Origin of the sequence: Bartonella sp. AA97HXZ, from assembly GCF_042196985.1 — a bacterium.
GTDB lineage: Bacteria > Pseudomonadota > Alphaproteobacteria > Rhizobiales > Rhizobiaceae > Bartonella.
Genome location: NZ_JBHIRC010000011.1, coordinates 1 through 18303 on the forward strand (window position 1 = coordinate 1; position 18303 = coordinate 18303).

An 18303-nucleotide genomic window follows, 5' to 3' on the forward strand; every position below is an offset into this window, starting at 1 on the left:
ATATGCTGGAGATACAATGCCTTTTTGCTAATTATGTTCCAAAAGGGATATAGAGCAGCTAAAAAGGAATAGGAAAAATCTAAAGTTAAGATCGAGATCATCATGGTGGGGCATTTTCTTTTGAAACTTTTGTTTAAAGCGCGTTCATAGAGAGTTTTTGTTGATCATAAAAAAGGGGGGTGAAAACGACAAGGCATGCCTATAGGGCTTTATGAGGTCATTATAATATAGATGCTGTTTTGTTTATATTCTTTCATAAATTTGAATTTTTATCTCATGACAACGTCTTGGTCGATAAACATATGATAAGCGTTACGAATGGGAATATATTTATGTTTCATAAATAAAAGCACATTTTGTATAGAGAGCTCTTTCTTTGTGTTTGCGCTATTGTATTCTTTTGACAAATGCTTTTCTTTTTGATTGTATCAAAAAGTTTAAAGAGAGACCTTGTTAGGATATAAAATGTTTCGTTCAACTTTTTTTAAAAATCGTGAAATCTATGGACCTCTTTGTATTGGATTTGATCCGAGCCATAAAGTTTTGCAATCGTGGAAACTAAGCTTTGATTATAAAGGTCTAAAAGATTTTTGTGATATTCTCTTAACAGCAGTTGTTGGTAAAGTAGGTATTATAAAGCCGCAAGTCGCATTTTTTGAATTATATGGTGTGGAAGGTCTTCAAGCTCTCAAAGAACTGATTGAAAATGCACACGAACAAGGCATATTGGTTCTGGCGGATGCAAAAAGGGGGGATATTGGCTCTACTGCTGAAGCCTATGGTAAGGCTTGGCTTGGTCCAAGTAGTGCGTTCAAGGTGGATGCCATGACAGTTAATCCTTTTTTGGGTTTTGATGCTCTTATTCCTCTGATAAAGGTTGCAGAAGAAACAGGAGCAGGGGTTTTTGTGGTTGTTCAGTCTTCTAATCCAGAGGGGAAACAAATACGAAATGCCCTTATTGGTGATCAGACACTCTCTCTTCATCTTGCACAGTGTATTTGTGATTATAATAGTCAGTCTTCGGTTATTCATCATAATATTGGCCCCATAGGTGCGGTTATAGGAGCGACATTAGGATCTGAATCAAAAGACACAATTGAGCAGTTAAACAATAGTCTGTTTCTCGTTCCGGGTATTGGCGCTCAAGGTGGAACAATGACACAACTAGCAAATCAATTTCCACAAAGACTTTTGCAGAATGTTATTCCCTCTGTATCACGCTCTATTACAGATGCTGGACGAAATATTGTTGATTTAAAAAATGTTATCAATCATTTTGCAGAACAAGCGCAAAGCACACTGATGTCTTGAGGATTTTTGCATCTGTAATAAATCTGAAGAATTCTGAGAGGGAGGGGTTTTGAGGGGGATGCTTCCGATTTATCAAGAATCAACTGTCGCTTTGAGGTTTCTTTCAACAAGCACAGATGTCTTTTCATTGAATGTTAAGCGGACATTTCATATTGAGCGGGGGCTATGTTCTTATTGAAAATGCAAATATTTTCAGTAGATTGCCTTAAGGGTAAAGGTTTGCATCTTTTAAAAGCAAAAGCTTATGCATATTGTTACCAGTTTCCAGTTGATAAAGTTATTGCAGCGTTTGTTTCTATAAGATAGATACACGTTATCGGTGAATATATATTGTTGTTAGAGAAAAACATGTCATCAAAACAAGAAAAAACCAAAGCCCGTTTACCCCGTGGGTTTGTTGATCGTACAAGTGCACAGTTGTATGCAACTGAAACAATGATTGCGCAAATTCGTGAAGTTTATGAACTTTACGGTTTTGAAGCGCTAGAAACTCCAATTTTTGAATATACAGATGTGCTGGGTAAGTTTTTACCGGATTCAGATCGTCCAAATGCGGGCGTTTTTTCGCTACAAGATGATGATGAGCAATGGATGTCTTTGCGCTATGATCTTACCGCGCCTCTTGCTCGTTATTTTGCCGAGAATTTTGAAGTTTTGCCAAAGCCTTATCGCAGTTATCGTCTTGGCTTTGTTTTTCGCAATGAAAAACCAGGTCCAGGGCGGTTTCGGCAATTTATGCAGTTTGATGCGGATATTGTTGGAACACCAACGGTAGCAGCTGATGCCGAAATTTGTATGATGGCAGCCGATAGTTTGGAAAAACTAGGGTTTCAGCATCATGAATATGCCATTCGTCTGAACAACAGAAAAATTCTCGATTGCGTTTTAGAGAAAATTGGTTTGGGGGGAAATGAGCAGGTTGAAAAGCGCTTAACTGTCTTAAGAGCAATTGATAAACTGGATAAATTTGGTTCTGAAGGGGTGCGTTTGCTTTTGGGAAAAGGGCGTTTGGATGAAAGTGGTGACTTTACAAAAGGGGCGGAGCTTAAGGATAAAGAGATTGAGTGTATTCTTACCTTAACTGCTGCTGGAGCTGAAACAGCAGAAGAAACGCTTGAGGCTCTTAAAGAAGTGGTTGGTGATCATGTTCAAGGGCGTGAGGGAATTCGTGAGCTTGAGGAAATGCAAGCAATTTTTGCCGCAAATGGCTTTCAGAATCGTATCAAGATTGATCCATCGGTGGTGCGTGGACTGGATTATTATACAGGTCCTGTTTTTGAGGCTACGTTGCTTTTTGATGTTTTCAATGATGATGGGCAGAAAGTTGTTTTTGGCTCCGTTGGTGGTGGTGGGCGCTATGATGGATTGGTGGCACGCTTTCGTGGTGAAAACATTCCAGCAACAGGTTTTTCAATCGGGGTCTCGCGTTTGATCGCTGCTTTGCAAAATCTTGAAAAGTTGCCTATGAAGGAGACAACAGGGCCGGTTGTGGTGCTGATGATGGATAAAGAGCCAGAGGCGGTTGCTGGTTATCAAAAAATGGTGATGCAGTTGCGTGGTGCGGGAATTCGTGCTGAGCTCTATTTGGGGGCATCGGGGATAAAAGCGCAGATGAAATATGCAGATCGACGCCAAGCGCCTTGTGTGGTTATCCAAGGCTCACAAGAACGTGAGAGCGGAAAAATACAGATTAAAGATTTGATTGAAGGGGCGCGTTTGTCTTATGAAATTAAGGATAATCAAACATGGCGTGAAAGTCGACCAGCACAAGTGACGGTTGATGAAGATCAATTGGTCAAAACAGTACAGGATATTTTAGCCACCCAAAAATGATAATGGTAAAAGTCTTTATCAAAGTGATTGTTCGAAATATTTTGGAAATTTGAAATTCAATTTTTAAAATTTGTGCTTTGCTCGTTTATACGTGTTGGTGCACGCGTTCAAAAGCGCGGTTTTGAAGTGTGTGCGGCATAAAAGAGAGATTTTTTAAGAGATAAATAAGCGCTATTTGCTATAAAACGTGCCCTTCTGAGGATGCGATGATAATGCGTTAAAATGAGCAAAAAAATTGTAACGAACAAAAACTCTGAGAAAATTAAAAGGTTTCACGCAACGCTTTCCCAAAAGTTTATAAAAATATTGACAAGTTCATATTGGCTTCATCTTTGAATTCTCATCTATGAGTATAAAATCCTTTGATGTTCTCTTCTTGGACATTACAAAATTTAGCCTTATTGCAAAAGGAGGGAGAACTAGAGCGTTTTATCCTAAAAGACTTTTTAAGCTTCAAATAACAATGGAATGACTTAAATCGAACAATTTTTTACAGGAGCATGTTTGGATGAATTGTAAGCTGCCATAATGGTAACATACTGATAATATGCATTTTTCATAAAGTCAATTCTTTAACGGAGAAATGAAAATGGTCCAATATGATTTTACTCTGCTCTATGAACGAAATCCCTTTATTCTTGAAAGACCTGAGAATATTGGAAAATCATTTAAACTTCCTCCTTCAAATTTCGGATTTGAAGATCTTCCGCAAATTACCTTTTCAGGCGCCTCGTCGTGTCGGCGTATGATTTTTGGGTTATCATTTAGTGGTATGAAAGCATTTTTTGTGATGTTGTGGCAGGTAGGGAAAATGTTAGATGAGGGGGATGATGTGGATTTATGGTTTGATCAGATAACATTGGATCATGATATTCTTGAAGAATTTTTGACTTGCGATCTTTTAATTCAAGAACCAGAATATCTTAATTTTGAAAGTTTTAAAGAAGGTATCAAAGAATTAGAAACAAATAAAATTGTAGCGAAGGGAACAAAAAAAGATTGTTATTTCATCAATCCAGATATTTTTGGTCTTCCTGAATGTGATGAAGATTTTGAGTTCGATGAAGAGGAAGAGATAGAAACACACTTTACGGTAGAATACCCGAATAAACAACTCCTTTAACCGTTTTTCTCTTAGAGAAAAATAAAAGCTTAGAATAAATGGCTATGAGAACAGCAATGAGTCTGTTTATGGTATGTGAATTGGAATGTTTTCGGGATTTGTTTTGATTTAATATTCTCCATGAATGGTTCTTTATGCAGAGCAGTTTTTATGCCATATTTTCTTCTTTTTATGAGACATAAGTCAATTTGAAGTGTGCACCTCTTCAAACAAATCTTTGATCTGTATTTTCTTTCTTGATACTTTTGTGAACTTTGCAGTCTTGATGTTCATACCTCTTGTATTTTAGAGCGTTTACGAGAGGTATTTTTACTCTTTTTAATCGTTTATTCATATGCCAATCCCACTTGCTAATGAGCAAGAAAATAGTTTTAAGGGATTCAATATAAGAAGGGATAAAATAAAACAATCTTATGATATTCGGCTCCTCTCATTCAATATGCAAAATTATAAATTATCTTTATAAATCAAATTATTATTCGACACAAAGTTTTTCTCAGTATGAGAAATTTAGCATTGATCTTGCATATTTCATCAATACGTTAGTCCTTGATGTTTCCGAGAGAGTTTTTGCATGAATTTGCGCATTTGGCAATTGCATCCCTATTTTTTGATAGCGTGCAACAGCTTTTAACTCTTTGATTTTTTAGCGCTACAACGGGATTTTTCATCGGCAATTTTCCAAGCTTTTGCAAAGCCGTTAAAACATGAAAGATTTATTGAAAAATTATTGTTGGAATATTTTCTCACAGAAGGCGCACAATCAACTTATCGTGTCTGTTTTCACGAATAGAGGTTGCAAAAAGTAAACGACACAAATTCCCTGAGGAGGGAGATTTGTGTCGTAAAATTTTGTTTAAATAGACGATTGGGGGAATTAGCTTTTCAAGGCTTTTAAAACATGTTGTGGTGAAGAAACTTCATAAGGATCTGTTGCACAATTATCTGAAAAACCTGCTTCTTCGAACCATTGTTCAACCACACCATCATTAATAACAGCTGCATAGCGCCATGATCGCATGCCAAAACCAACATTGTCTTTTGCAACCAGCATACCCATTTTGCGCGTGAATTCACCAGAGCCATCGGGAATTAATTTCACATTTTTGATATTTTGTGCTTTTCCCCAAGCATTCATGACAAAAGCATCATTGACGGAAAGACAATAAATTTCATCAATACCCGCTTGTTTAAATTCATCATAGAGTTTTTCAAAATCAGGCAGCTGAAAGGTTGAGCAAGTAGGGGTAAAAGCTCCAGGAAGAGAAAAAAGAATAACACGCTTTCCTTTAAAGTAAGCATCGCTGTTAACTTCTTGCCACCGATAAGGATTGTCTCCAGCCATTGATTCATCGCGTACGCGTGTGTGGAATGTTACATTGGGAACTGTTTTTTTCATCATCATGATGCTCCTGTCTTCTTTTACGAAAATTTTGTTTTAAAACAGCCTTCGTATTTAAAAACATATGGCAAAAAGCGTTTTAAACAAAAGGGCTTCTTTAAAAATTCTTACTTCTAACGAGTGTGCAAATATTTCACACTTCCGTCAAGTAGAATTAATGGTCGACTTTGGATACTCTTCACCTTAAAATTATAGGAAAGAATATAAAGGTATTGATATGACCATAAAGACAGTTTTAACCACGGCTTTTGAGGGGCAAAAACCGGGAACGTCTGGTTTGCGCAAAAAAGTGTCTGTTTTTCAACAACCCCATTATGTAGAAAACTTTATACAGTCTCTTTTTGATAACATTGGGCCTCTTGAAGGAAAACTGTTGATTCTTGGGGGGGATGGGCGCACTTTTAATCGTACTCTTCTTCAGATTGTGTTGAAGATGGCGGCGGCGCATGGTGTTTTTTGTGTTAAAATGGGAAGGGGCGGTATTCTTTCTACACCTGCTGTTTCGCATCTTATTCGTAAAACTCATGCTCATGGTGGACTTATTCTTTCTGCAAGCCATAATCCTGGTGGTCCAGGGGGAGATTGTGGTATTAAATATAATATTTCTAATGGGGGCCCCGCTCCTAATTCTTTATGTGATGCTATTTTTGCAACATCGCAACGTCTTTCCTGTTATAAAATTTTTGAAGCACCAGATGTTGATTTAGATAGGCAAGGTACAACCTTTATAGGAGCCATGCGGATTGATATTATTGATCCTGTCACTGATTATGTTGCTTTGATGCAGGAGCTTTTTGATTTTGACTGTATTGCCAAGGCTGTTGCTCGAGGTCTTACTTTACGGTTTGATGCCATGCATGCAGTAACAGGGCCTTATGCCCATGAAATTTTTGAAAAATGCTTAGGATTTTCTGAAGGGACGGTGGTTAATGGTATTCCTTTGCCAGATTTTGGAGGCGGTCATCCAGATCCCAATTTGGTTTACGCCAAGGCTCTTTATGATTTATTGATGTCAGAGCAAGGACCAGATCTTGGCGCAGCCTCTGATGGTGATGGAGACCGTAACCTCATTATTGGTCGTCAACAATTTGTCTCGCCTTCGGATTCTTTGGCTATTATGGCTGAACATGCACATCTCATTAAAGGATATCGGAAAGGTGTTGTGGGGATAGCGCGCTCTATGCCGACGGGGCGTGCTGCTGATCTGGTTGCGGAAAAAAAAGGACTAAACTTTTTTGAAACGCCAACGGGATGGAAGTTTTTTGGAACCCTTTTGGATGCAGGAAAAGTAACCTTTTGTGGTGAAGAAAGCTTTGGAACGGGCTCTCATCACATCCGCGAAAAAGATGGTTTATGGGCTGTCCTATTTTGGTTAAATCTTTTAGCGGTAACAAAAAAAACTGTCGCACAAATTGTTCAACAGCATTGGCACACCTATGGGCGTTTTTACACGTTACGGCATGATTATGAAGAAGTCGAAGCAGACAAAGCCTTGGCACTTATAGAGCATTTGCGTGGGCATTTACCACAAGAAGGAACCGAAATTGCTGGATTTTTCGTCAAAAAAGCAGATGATTTTACGTATCGTGATCCCGTTGATCAGAGCGTTAGTACGCAGCAAGGTATCCGTATTTTTTTCGAGAATGGCGCACGGTTGGTGGTTCGTTTGTCGGGAACAGGGACGCTAGGTGCTACTTTACGACTTTATTTTGAACAATATGAAAGTGATCCGCGCAAACACAATTTTAATCCGCAAGATGTTCTTAAACCTTTGCAACAGGTGGCATTAAAACTGTTAAACATACAACAAGCATTGGGGAGAGATCACCCTGATATTATCACCTAAGATCATTGGAATGTTTTTTTGTAAAGGTATGATGATTGATCACATGGGTGTGATTTTAGGGGTGTGATTTTATGTGCATAAGGGAGATCTTCCATTTTCAAGCTCTCTTTGTTTTTTCTTCCCTTACATATCAATCGGATTCCTCAAACTGCCGGATTCTTAAAACTAAATGCTGTAGGAAATTATAATCGAGCATAATCGGAGCATTTATGTCCAATGGGTTTGCTCAATGGCTTGATAGAAATTTTTGTTTAATAGGGGAATGTTTCTCATGCAAAACAACATACGATCATTGTTGCACATTTCATATGTTTGTTTTAAAGAAGCTTCTCTCTCAAGACGCTAAAAACGCATCTTATGCGTGTTGCTTTGAAAGGTATAACCGGCCATCCATTGAGCAGCATCATTTTTACGCTTATGAGAGAGTAAGACGGCACCATCATTCACTTTGCCCGCTTTCAATGTTGGCTCTTATATTTGAGAGTGTTTAGTATTTTGGATAATCGTGTTACACGGATTTTCCTACTTGTAACATGCAAACAAAAGGCTTTGGTTGTTTCAATGTAAAAGGGGTTGAGAGAATCTCAGCTTATTTATCGGCTCTCATTCAATATACAAAACCATTAACTATGATCATAAATCAGTCTGTTCTCTAACATTATGACTGTTATCTTTACTTAAATAAAAGGTTAAGTTGGGGACATCATTTTCTTGTTTCTCAATGCTGCAATAGTTTTTAGCTCTCTGAGAACGTTTTATTCAGAGATGTTCCTTTTCTAATTGTTTTGTTATCCATTCGTTAATTGCATTGGTGATGTATAAGAAAATGATTTTGATTAATTTATTAGAGAGAATGAAGTGCGTAAATTTTATGATATGCGGGGGGCTTATTTGAGTTGTATAATGATCAATCATTTTTATAAACTTGTGTATAGTATGTGATGATAGTATTCATGAACACAGTTGGCAGATGAGGATTGAAACAAAGGGAAACATTTTTCTAAAATAATGGACAATAAGCACTTCTTGCTTTATGACCAGTCATAATGAATGTTTTTTCTAAAAAAGGGGAATTTATGACCCAATATCCCAAATGTCCTCGTTGTGATTGTCTTTATACTTATGAAGATGGTGAAAATTTTGTGTGTCCTGAATGCGCACATGAATGGCCACAAAAAAACGATGATACGGTTCTTGCCAATACTGTTTATGATGCCAATGGTCAGATTTTAACAAACGGAGATACCATTATAGTGATAAAAGATCTGAAAGTAAAAGGCGCTTCATCTGTTTTAAAAGGGGGGACGAAGGTAAAGAATATTCGCTTGGTGGATGGAGATCATAATATTGATTGCAAAATTCCAGGGATTGGTCAGATGAGTTTAAAGTCGGAGTTTGTGAAAAAAGTTTAAGCATTTGTCCTCTTGCAATTGTTTTTGGATTTCGTTGGTTTTCTATTTTTACATTCTTCTCTAATTGGGCATATTTTTCTCCAGTGGCTTCTTTTCTTGTTTCATAGATTACACCAATCAGATAAAAGCAATATGTTTTCCTTTAGTGTAAGTCCATGTATAGCAGAGAAATAGCGACTCTGTCTTTTCTTTTAATATGCGGTTATGAGGGGACAGGATGTTGACTCATAAGCAACAATAAAAGTATGCGCTTTATGAGAAGAACAATACCGTAAAGTAGACAAACTTATTCCTGCTGAATTGAAAAAATATTCTCATTTTTTTTATCAGATAATTTCTCAAACAACCATAATAGATCTGGCTTCAATGTATTTATTTTTTATGGGTAGTTACACCTTTTGCGTCATATTTATGGAAATGAGATTGAAAATGATAGAGGAAATTCTTGATTTTAAGAATGGAAAAAGGACGCTATGATCTTGATAAGGTCTTATTGCCATGCATTTTCCAGCTCTTAGTACTGCAACAGTCTCTTATAAAAGTGTACATAAGAGCTATTAAAAATAGTTTTTGTTATTATCCAGTTTGTGCTGTGTAAGCGGACGATTTTGATTGATGCAATAAAAACATAATTGAAATAAGAAGAATGTCAGAATTCTCATTGCAAGTTGCAAAATGTGATCTTTGTCGAGTGGCTGAAACAACATATTGATTTATAATAATAAATTAGCGTTATTCATATTGAATTAGAACCCCGAATAACGTGGGATTCTCTCATTTCAAATCTGTTCCATGTTGAATCAATTAAAATCACTTGCTTGCACACCACACGCGGGGCTGGCGTGTGGGTAAAAATGAGGAAAGAAAGGATTAAAAATGACTCTTATGAATCGTCTTAATGAAAGAGCTGTCGCATCATTAGGGGCTGGCAGATATGATGATGGTGCCGGCTTGCTACAAGAAGTATTTTGCGTGATTTGTCGTTGGAAGCACTGAGAAAGATAGAGCAAATGAGCACTCTATCGTACAATGTTTTCTTTTTTGGGTTTTCTTTTTTTGTAACGAGGTCGTGTTTTCCTCGTTAAAATTGCATGACAAGATTATGAGATAAAATAAATTTAAAGTGCACACCCATACATTGTACTTCTGTGTACGATTGGTTTGTTGAAATAACTTATGCTTCTTAAAGGGGGCTTTGAAATCTTTTTAAGGCATATGTGGAGGTGAAAGGTGAGTGAAGGTATCATTATTGGACAGATTTTTGTAACAGTACTCTATTTTTATGACTGCATGGCTTACTTCGAAAATTTCAGGAATAAAATGACGTAAGATTTTTGCACTCCATGTTTGAGCGCTGTTGAAGAGGGGCAATCGGTGTGGTTATTTTACCTATTGAGGTCAATATTTATTGTGGCATGGCTTCAACGCCTAAAACTTCAGGGATAAAATGACGTAAAAGATTTTCAATACCATGTTTGAGTGTTGCTGTTGAAGAGGGACATCCAGCGCAGGAGCCGCGCATATTGAGATAAACAATACCATTTTCAAATCCGCGAAAAGTAATGTCTCCACCATCGTTGGCAACTGCGGGGCGGATACGTGTTTCAAGGAGCTCTTTAATGGTTAAGACAATATCAGCATCTTTTTCGTCATAAAATTCTTCGTTAAGGGCATGGGTTTGTGCTTGTGTTGTAGCGTTGGTGGTGATCACTGGCTCATTGGATAGAAAATGTTCCATGATTGTGCCTAAAATGACGGGCTTGAGATGTTGCCATTCTCCTTCTTTTTTGCTTACGGTGATAAAATCATAGCCTAAAAAAACACCATTGATATTGGGAATATTAAATAGTTTAGCCGCTAAAGGTGAGTTTTTAGCTGCTTCTTCACGGTCACGAAATTCTAATACTCCCTCAGAAAGAACCACGCGTCCTGGCAAGAATTTAAGTGTTGCAGGGTTTGGGGTGGTTTCAGTTTGAATAAACATAAATTCTCCTTTTATAATGAAGGATTGGGAAGATCTTACATTGTAGAATATTATATTTTTTAGGCAATAGATCTAATATCTTCATCGGCAAGATTGCTAGGAATAACAATGACAGGGATTGAAAAAGCTGTTCCTTTATTCCCGATTAATTGAACAAGGGGTCCTGGTCCTTCTGTATGTCCACTGGCTGCTAAAACAATCAGTGCAATCCTTTTATCTTCGTCGATCAGTTTAGAAATCTCATCAATTTTTTTTCCTTCACGCACTACTATTTCTGTTTCAAGCGCATGGGTGGTGCGGACTTCACTGGCAATGTCTCCTAATATTTTATGAGCACTTTGCTTTGATTCTGTACGCATAACGTTGTTTACACCCAGAAAATGTTGAAATTCTGCACTATCAACGACACAAAGTAATACCAATGTTCTACTGGTATTTTGGGCATGCTGTGCGGCAAACGCAACGGCACGCCGACACTCTGGTGTTTCATCGATAATAACTAAGTTTTTTTTCTTTGGTTTTTTTTTCGGATTTTGGGGTTTGGAAATCATGCACTTTCTCTATTTTGTACAAACGATTTTTTTGCTCTCTACAGTTTTTAGTTTTATTATTTTTATGTATCGTGCAAAAATCCAATAATTTCACGAATTTTTTTCATATTTTCTTCTGCGAGCATACTAGCACGTTTAGCGCCATCATGCAAAACAGAGTCGATATAATCATTTTCTTGATGAAGGCGACGTAACTCCTCTGTTATAGGGGCAAGCTTATGGACGGCAAGGTCGGCTAGAGCTGTTTTAAAATACGAAAATTGTTGACCAGAAAATTCTAAAAGAATCTTTTCTTTGCTAACTTTGGCAAAGGCGGCATAAATACCAAGCAGGTTATCTACTTCTGGTCGTTCTTTTAAAGCGGCAAGGGTATCGGGAAGTGGAGCCGAATCCGTTTTGGCTTTGCGTATTTTTTTTGCGATAAGATCAGCGTCATCGGTCAAATTAATGCGTGAAAAATCTGAAGGATCTGATTTTGACATTTTTTTCGTCCCATCGCGCAAAGACATAACGCGTGTGGCTGTTGTTCCAATAAGCGCCTCTGGGAGGGGAAAAAAGCCTTGTCTTTTTTCTTCATCCGTTTGCATAGAGACGCCAAAATTTAATTCGGCAATACGCTGTGCATAGTCGTTGTTAAATTTTTGTGCAATATCGCGTGTGAGTTCAACATGCTGTTTTTGATCTTCACCCACTGGAACATGCGTTGCACGATAGACTAAAATATCAGCAGCCATCAAAGTGGGATAGGCAAAAAGCCCGAGGGATGCTTTTTCACGATCTTTTCCCGCTTTATCTTTAAATTGTGTCATGCGTTGAAGCCAGCCAATGCGGGCAACACAATTTAAAATCCAGGCGAGTTCAGCATGTTGAAAAACACGTGATTGATTAAAAATAATATGTTTTTGAGGATCGATACCGGCGGCTAAAAAGGCTGCTGTCACTGTTCTGGTGGATTCGCGTAAAGTAAGGGGATCTGGGTTGACGGTGAGCGCATGCATATCCACAACACAATAGAGACAGTGATGAAAGTTTTGTAGTTCAACCCAATGCTGAATGGCTCCAAGATAATTGCCAAGATGTAAGTGACCACTCGGTTGTACGCCGGAAAAGACAAGTGGTGTGAAGGTATCCATAGGAGTGCTCTTTCTTCAATTAAGGTTATTCATTTTATTGTTTTTGACAAAGTATAGATATTATGAGCGTTTTTTCAAATTTTTAAGCGTGTGAAAAAAGGAACGGGTGTTGAATAAAAAATAGGCACTAAAATAGATCAAGAATATGCCGAGCATAATCCCTACTAAGGTGATCGCGCGCAAGAAAAAGGATGCTTGTGAGGATAAAGGAAAAGACAAAAAACCAAGCACATTCAATCCGTAATAGAGGGCTAGTGCACTCAAAAGAGTTGCCATCATGAGACATAATATTCGCTTTATCAGTTGGAAGTCGTATTTCCAATAACCGCGTTTGATAAGGACCCCCCAAAGCAACAGTGTGTTGACCCATCCAGAGGTAATTTCAGCAATAACAATGCCTCGTGCAGATAGAATAGGAAATAATGTTAAGGCGAGACCGATATTGATAAAAACGCAAATACCTGTAAAAATCATCGGTGTTTTGGTATCTTCATGGGCAAAAAAATTAGGAATAAAGACCTTAATAAGAACAAAAGCTGGAAGTCCTAGTCCATAAAGCTCTAGTAATTGTGCAACATGGTGTGTTGATTGACTGGTAAATTGTCCTCGCTCAAAGAGCAAACTGACTATGGGAGTGGAGAGCAGCAAAAAAGCGATGGATGCTGGAAGTGTTAAAAATAGCGTTAATTCAATAGAGCGGTTTTGTAAATGGTGGGTTTCTTCATGCTTTTTACTTCGCAAAGCGCGTGTTAATTCTGGTAAAAGAACGGTTGCAACGGCAATGGCGATTACGCCTAAAGGCAATTGATAAAGACGATCAGCATACATCAAAGAAGAGACAGCACCCGATTGACTAGAAGCAATATTGGTATTAATAAGCAAATTAATTTGCGTGATGCCACCCGTAATGGCTGCGGGGAATGCTAAAGTTAATAGCTTACGAACATTAGGACTTAAATGGGGCTGGCGGAAGGAAATTTTCATGCCACTTTGACGCAAAGCAAGGGCAATTAAGGTGAGTTGAATAAGACCTGCTGCCAATACACCCCAAGAGAGATTTAAACCGATATGCCAAGCGTCAAGTTTATAGATCCAAGCATAGGCAAGCACACCAATCAGAATAATGTTTAAAAAGAGTGGGGCAATGGCGGCAATAAAATAGCGTCGCAGTGCATTAAGCATGCCCCCCATCATGGCAGCAAGCGACATGCAGGTTAAATAGGGAAACATGATCGCCGTAAAATGAATTGTGGCGTTAAGCTTTGTTGCATCTTCGGTAAAACCTGGAGCAATAATGGTTCGTACCAAAAAAGGCATACTGAGTTCCATCGCAATCGTTAACAGTAAGAGCAGTGAAAAGAGAACGCCAAACACCTCTTCTGCAAACTTGCATGCCGTTTCGTGACCATCTTCAGTGATTTTTTTGGCAAAAAGAGGAATGAAAGCAGCATTAAAGGCACCTTCAGCAAAAAAACGGCGGAATGTGTTGGGAAAACGGAAAGCAGCATTAAACGCATCAGAAACAGGACCAGTTCCTAGTGCTGCTGCCATAAGCATTTCGCGTACGAAGCCAAAAATACGGCTCATGAGGGTTCCGGAAGCAACTGTTGCAATTTTTTTAATCAATGTCATAAAGATATATCAACTTTGTTGTAAAAGAGAAGCGATGACAGGAGAAATAAAGCGTTTTAAATCGTAAAAATCTGATCTCTATCCTAATCAAGGATACTTTTTGAAAGCGTTTTACGACGGTGTTTATCTTTCTGTCAACAATGGTGCTTGAAGACTTTTTTATGCTCCTTGTTTACTGTTGCATTAAAATTTTTATTGTTGCCATAAAATAATTAAAATTTCTTTTTCAAACTGAAATATGGGAGTGATATCATAACAGTTTGAAGAGACATGTAGGGATATATAATGATAATTTCTCTTTATGGTGTGATGTCGTGAATAGTGCAACCCAATGCCGTTCTGTTTTATGTGAGGGGTGTGCCCCTATTAAAAGAATGCAAATAAAATAAAAGCGTGGAGCAATACGTAATTTCCATTATTTATTCATTATTTAAAAAAAAACAGCGCTTTAGATGTTTTAAAAAGTCGTAAGGCTAAGCTAAAAGGTGATGGTAAAACTGGTGATTACTTTTCACTTTTACGGCTTTATGTTCTCCCCAAATGTGGCTGCCTTCCCATTTTAGAGATTACATAAACAAGAGGATAGGAAGACATGATCTTTCAACAGCATTTTTCTTGTTCAGGTTTCTTTTCACAGTTGATGAGGATAAAATCTGAGAAAATAAGATAAAGTTGCTCTCTCATGGTTTCCATTCTCGTTGAGGTGCGATTGATTTGCCGATGAAGGCAAGGGGATAAAGGCTATCATTTTTACCAGAGGGGGCGAAAAAGTTAAAGTTTATGAACCTTTTAGACATTCATTGCCGTTGCTTTTGTGTGCGCCGTTTTGTGAGGTTGAATATTTTCTTGTCTTTTGGGACTCTGATTGACGTTTTCTGTCATTTTTTGCACTTTAATTGCTTCTTTATCAAGGGTGTTGGAACATTTTTTTTCATTGTTTTTCTTTATAGATTGATGCTGGATAGATTGATACTGGTTTGGTGCGAAGCGCTCATCGAATTTATGGTTATAAAAATACATGGGTTGTATATGCGGTTCTATCTCTTTTATCTGCTTGATTATTTCCATAATCTCTTTTGCTTTAATGGTTGATGTGCCAAGACTCTTCGCAAGTCTTTCAGGATTATTTTCTTTTATAACTTCATGCTCGTTTGAAGATAAGCGCTCATTGATTTTTTTGATATAAGTCCTTATCTCCCCCCTTAATTCAGGAGAGTTTGATAACATTTCTTGCTGTTGTGCTTTTGACAAGGAAAGGAGATTTTTCATCCAAGCCTTAGGCATTTCTACCGACTGTTCACACCGCCTTTGTTTTACATGATGGGTATGGAGAATGTCTCTTTCTGTTTGTTTAGAAATATTGATATAACGATCAATGGCTCTACAGAGGGGCAAAATATTTTCTTCAGCATGGGCGCGCGCGTTGTTTTTTATGCCAAATACATTGCTACCAGAAAGCTTAGAAATCGATTGGGGAGAGGTGGTAATTTGATAGGTGAGTTGTTCTCCTTCAGTATGATTTTCATGGATCATCTCAATTCTTTCCCGCAAAATATGACGATTGCCATAAATGATTTGGCACAAAGTTTCTATTTCTTTTCTTCTTGCTTGAATGGAAACGTTGTTTTTTATCCTTGTGGCAATTTCATTGTTGGTAAGGGGGGCTATTGTTTGTGCGGGGATAAGCACTTCTTGCTGGTTTTGAATTTTTGGTGCTGTAAAGGAGAGGGCGTCACCGATTTTTAATGTCTGTATTTGCTCTGGGGTGAGATCTTTTTTATTTCCCAAGATGAAAGTTCCGTTAGCATCAAGCATAAAGCTATTGGGTCCACTGCCTCTGTAAAAGCCTTTATAGGTATGACCTTCTTTTGCTGTTATAATAAGATGATGATGAATACTCTCAAGCCCGATATGTTTCATACTGTCCATGAATTCTTTTAAAATAAGTATTTTTTCTGGATTTGAGATATCCTCAAGCAGATGTTTCATTTCTTCTTTATCTTTATGTTTTAGCGATGCAATGCTGGCAAGATTCATGCGTTTTTCTGTTACAAGAGAAAAGTCGAGTGTGTGGCCAGCAACTTGCCCAAGTTTTTCAAAAAACATTCGTTGTGTGCGTCCATTACCTTCTCTGAAAGGATGCGTATAGTTGAGTTGTATCAACATTTCAGTGACATGTTCAATAAATGTTTCGCGGGTTAAGCCTTTTAAACTATTCGTTTCAGCAAGTGTTTTATCTAAATTGTCTAGACCCTCCTGTATCTGTTTTGCTGAGGCAAAAGAAATACCAGCTTTTTTCATCATTGGCATATAAGCAACGGTACCATCTTCAAATGTAAATGGTTTTTCGCGTGTTTGTCCGGCCCATTCAAAAGTATTTTTAAATAGGGTGTGATGAATATATTGGAGATATGTGGAGGTTAGTTTTTGTGGTGGCGCTTCTTGGCGCAGATGAATGATTGCTTTTGTTGTATCATGGGCACATTGCACTTTTAATTTTCCATAGTCTTTTATTCCATATTTATTCTTTAAGGTGATACTATTGGGATAAAAGAAATTACGATGTATTGTCTTATTTTCTTCGGTTTCAGGCGGTGATGATAATTTCTCCTGTAAGGTGAGAGGGACGGTGTCCGTTTTTCTTGTACCAGTATCCCAGTATGCCATTGCTTTTTTTGGGGGCTGTTTTGTTCTTTCTTGATGATCAGAGCGTGTTTCCTTTGTCATTTTGACAGATATTGGATTATTTGTCGCTGTATTACTGCTCTGTAAAATGTTTTTTTGAAAATCTTTTTGCATTTGCCTCATAGCGGAAGCCGATTGAGCAATTGGTTGTGCCATTTGTTCTTTTTCTTGTTCTTGCAAACTTTGGGGCATAACTTTAACGCTGTCATGTAAAGCATGAGGGGCAATACACGGTGAAAAATGGGCTTGTTCTTTTTTCTTTGTTTGAATGGATGCGTTGTCTTTGCTCTTTTCAGTTATTTCATCGTTTTTAAGAGTGGCTCTTTTTTCTTCTTTTTCTTCTGGAAGCAATGTTTTTTGCTGGGTTTTTTCTGGGTTTTGAACTTTTTGTGCTGTAAAGGAGAGGGCATCACCGATTTTTAATGTCTGTATTTGCTCTGGGGTGAGATCTTTTTTATTTCCCAAGATGAAAATCCCGTTGGCATCAAGCATGAAGCCATTGGGTCCACTGCCTCTATAGGTACCATGATAGGTTTCTCCTTCTTTTGCAACGACAGCGAGATGATAATTTTTTTCATCCAATCCAAGCTCTCTCATAGAGTTGGTGAATTCTCGTAAGAGGAGCAATTTTTCTGGATTTGAGATATCTTCAAGCAGATGCTTCATAGGCTCTGGGTTGCCATGTTCCATGGCAGCGGCGCGGACAAAGTCTTTACGTTTTTTGCTCACAAGAGAAAAGTCTAGCTCATGTCCTGCTGCTTGAGAGAGTTTTTCAACAAACAGTCTCTTTGTGCGCCTATTGCCCTCTCTGAAAGGATGCAAGTGGTGCAAATCTATCATTATACTAGCTGCTTGTTCAACGAATTCTTCGCGCGTTAAGCCTTGTAAATTATTCTTTTCAGCAAGCGTTTTATCTAACTTTTCTAGTCCCTCCTGTATTTTTCTGCCAATCGCAAAAGTTTTTGTAAATTCTTTTCTTTTCAAAATGGGCATAGAAGCAACAGTGCCATCTTCAAATGTAAAAGGCTTTTCGCGTGTTTGTCCGGCCCATTCAAATGCATGGGAAAAGAGGCGTTGATGAAGGTATTTTAGATAAGAGGCATTAAACTGCTCTGGTAGAGGTTCTTGGTGCAGTTTTATCATTTCTTTTTTTACATCATTAGAACAGCATTCTTTTAATATTTCTTTATCTTTGATGCGGTATTTATTTTTAAGCACTTTGCTATTGGGGTAGAAAAAATTTTGCGCTTCTTCATTGATTTGCTTTGAAATGGCTGCATTAATTACAGAGTGTTGTTCTTGCAATTCTTCCTGTGTAGAGGAGGCACAATGTTCTGTGTTTTCTTTCATGCATATTTCCTTTCAAATGGTAACATTATTTTTGAAATCTT

The 18303-nt window shown here is 37.8% G+C and carries 11 protein-coding genes and 1 pseudogene; 6 read left to right on the top strand and 6 right to left on the bottom strand.

The features are described from left to right. Positions 1–465: 465 nt before the first annotated feature. From pyrF to ACFINE_RS07005, 3 genes are all read left to right on the top strand, one after another. Positions 466–1311: an orotidine-5'-phosphate decarboxylase gene (gene pyrF / locus ACFINE_RS06995; protein WP_375621514.1), complete on the top strand. Its 846-nt coding sequence runs from the start codon at positions 466–468 to the stop codon at positions 1309–1311. Positions 1312–1659: 348 nt separating this feature from the next. Continuing rightward, positions 1660–3144: a histidine--tRNA ligase gene (hisS, locus tag ACFINE_RS07000; RefSeq protein WP_375621515.1), complete on the top strand. Its 1485-nt coding sequence runs from the start codon at positions 1660–1662 to the stop codon at positions 3142–3144. A gap of 589 nt (positions 3145–3733) precedes the next feature. After that, complete coding sequence (locus tag ACFINE_RS07005) at positions 3734–4267, top strand: replication protein (RefSeq protein WP_375621516.1); 534 nt, start codon at positions 3734–3736, stop codon at positions 4265–4267. Positions 4268–5144: 877 nt separating this feature from the next. Here ACFINE_RS07005 and ACFINE_RS07010 read toward each other — a convergent pair. Continuing rightward, positions 5145–5669, bottom strand: a complete 525-nt coding sequence (locus ACFINE_RS07010) for a peroxiredoxin (RefSeq protein ID WP_375621555.1) — start codon at positions 5667–5669, stop codon at positions 5145–5147. A 217-nt stretch (positions 5670–5886) separates the two neighbouring features. Between ACFINE_RS07010 and ACFINE_RS07015 the strand changes: the two genes are divergently transcribed. The 3 genes and pseudogenes from ACFINE_RS07015 to ACFINE_RS07025 form a co-directional block, all read left to right on the top strand. Next, a complete protein-coding gene (locus ACFINE_RS07015) occupies positions 5887–7515 on the top strand; it encodes an alpha-D-glucose phosphate-specific phosphoglucomutase (protein ID WP_375621517.1) in 1629 nt (542 codons plus the stop codon). A 1076-nt stretch (positions 7516–8591) separates the two neighbouring features. Continuing rightward, positions 8592–8927, top strand: a complete 336-nt coding sequence (locus ACFINE_RS07020; RefSeq protein WP_375621518.1) for a zinc ribbon domain-containing protein YjdM — start codon at positions 8592–8594, stop codon at positions 8925–8927. Between the two features lie 876 nt (positions 8928–9803). After that, positions 9804–9884: pseudogene (locus ACFINE_RS07025) on the top strand (DUF4102 domain-containing protein); the annotation flags it as partial. Positions 9885–10332: 448 nt separating this feature from the next. Here the strand turns inward: ACFINE_RS07025 and ACFINE_RS07030 are convergent. From ACFINE_RS07030 to ACFINE_RS07050, 5 genes are all read right to left on the bottom strand, one after another. Next, a complete protein-coding gene (locus tag ACFINE_RS07030; protein WP_375612176.1) occupies positions 10333–10911 on the bottom strand; it encodes a NifU family protein in 579 nt (192 codons plus the stop codon). A gap of 59 nt (positions 10912–10970) precedes the next feature. Further along, on the bottom strand, positions 10971–11462 hold the full coding sequence (locus ACFINE_RS07035) for a universal stress protein (protein ID WP_375621519.1): 492 nt from the start codon (positions 11460–11462) through the stop codon (positions 10971–10973). A gap of 62 nt (positions 11463–11524) precedes the next feature. Next, positions 11525–12595: a tryptophan--tRNA ligase gene (trpS, locus tag ACFINE_RS07040; RefSeq protein ID WP_375621520.1), complete on the bottom strand. Its 1071-nt coding sequence runs from the start codon at positions 12593–12595 to the stop codon at positions 11525–11527. 60 nt (positions 12596–12655) lie between these two features. Further along, complete coding sequence (gene murJ, locus ACFINE_RS07045) at positions 12656–14227, bottom strand: murein biosynthesis integral membrane protein MurJ (protein ID WP_375621521.1); 1572 nt, start codon at positions 14225–14227, stop codon at positions 12656–12658. A gap of 789 nt (positions 14228–15016) precedes the next feature. Continuing rightward, positions 15017–18262: a BID domain-containing T4SS effector gene (locus ACFINE_RS07050; RefSeq protein WP_375621522.1), complete on the bottom strand. Its 3246-nt coding sequence runs from the start codon at positions 18260–18262 to the stop codon at positions 15017–15019. Between the last annotated feature and the right edge of the window lie 41 nt (positions 18263–18303).

Bases quoted from the DNA above. Each gene is read 5' to 3' on its own strand.
- pyrF (WP_375621514.1), top strand. From the start codon at position 466: ATGTTTCGTTCAACTTTTTTTAAAAATCGTGAAATCTATGGACCTCTT.
- hisS (WP_375621515.1), top strand. From the start codon at position 1,660: ATGTCATCAAAACAAGAAAAAACCAAAGCCCGTTTACCCCGTGGGTTT.
- ACFINE_RS07005 (WP_375621516.1), top strand. From the start codon at position 3,734: ATGGTCCAATATGATTTTACTCTGCTCTATGAACGAAATCCCTTTATT.
- ACFINE_RS07010 (WP_375621555.1), bottom strand. From the start codon at position 5,669: ATGATGAAAAAAACAGTTCCCAATGTAACATTCCACACACGCGTACGC.
- ACFINE_RS07015 (WP_375621517.1), top strand. From the start codon at position 5,887: ATGACCATAAAGACAGTTTTAACCACGGCTTTTGAGGGGCAAAAACCG.
- ACFINE_RS07020 (WP_375621518.1), top strand. From the start codon at position 8,592: ATGACCCAATATCCCAAATGTCCTCGTTGTGATTGTCTTTATACTTAT.
- ACFINE_RS07030 (WP_375612176.1), bottom strand. From the start codon at position 10,911: ATGTTTATTCAAACTGAAACCACCCCAAACCCTGCAACACTTAAATTC.
- ACFINE_RS07035 (WP_375621519.1), bottom strand. From the start codon at position 11,462: ATGATTTCCAAACCCCAAAATCCGAAAAAAAAACCAAAGAAAAAAAAC.
- trpS (WP_375621520.1), bottom strand. From the start codon at position 12,595: ATGGATACCTTCACACCACTTGTCTTTTCCGGCGTACAACCGAGTGGT.
- murJ (WP_375621521.1), bottom strand. From the start codon at position 14,227: ATGACATTGATTAAAAAAATTGCAACAGTTGCTTCCGGAACCCTCATG.
- ACFINE_RS07050 (WP_375621522.1), bottom strand. From the start codon at position 18,262: ATGAAAGAAAACACAGAACATTGTGCCTCCTCTACACAGGAAGAATTG.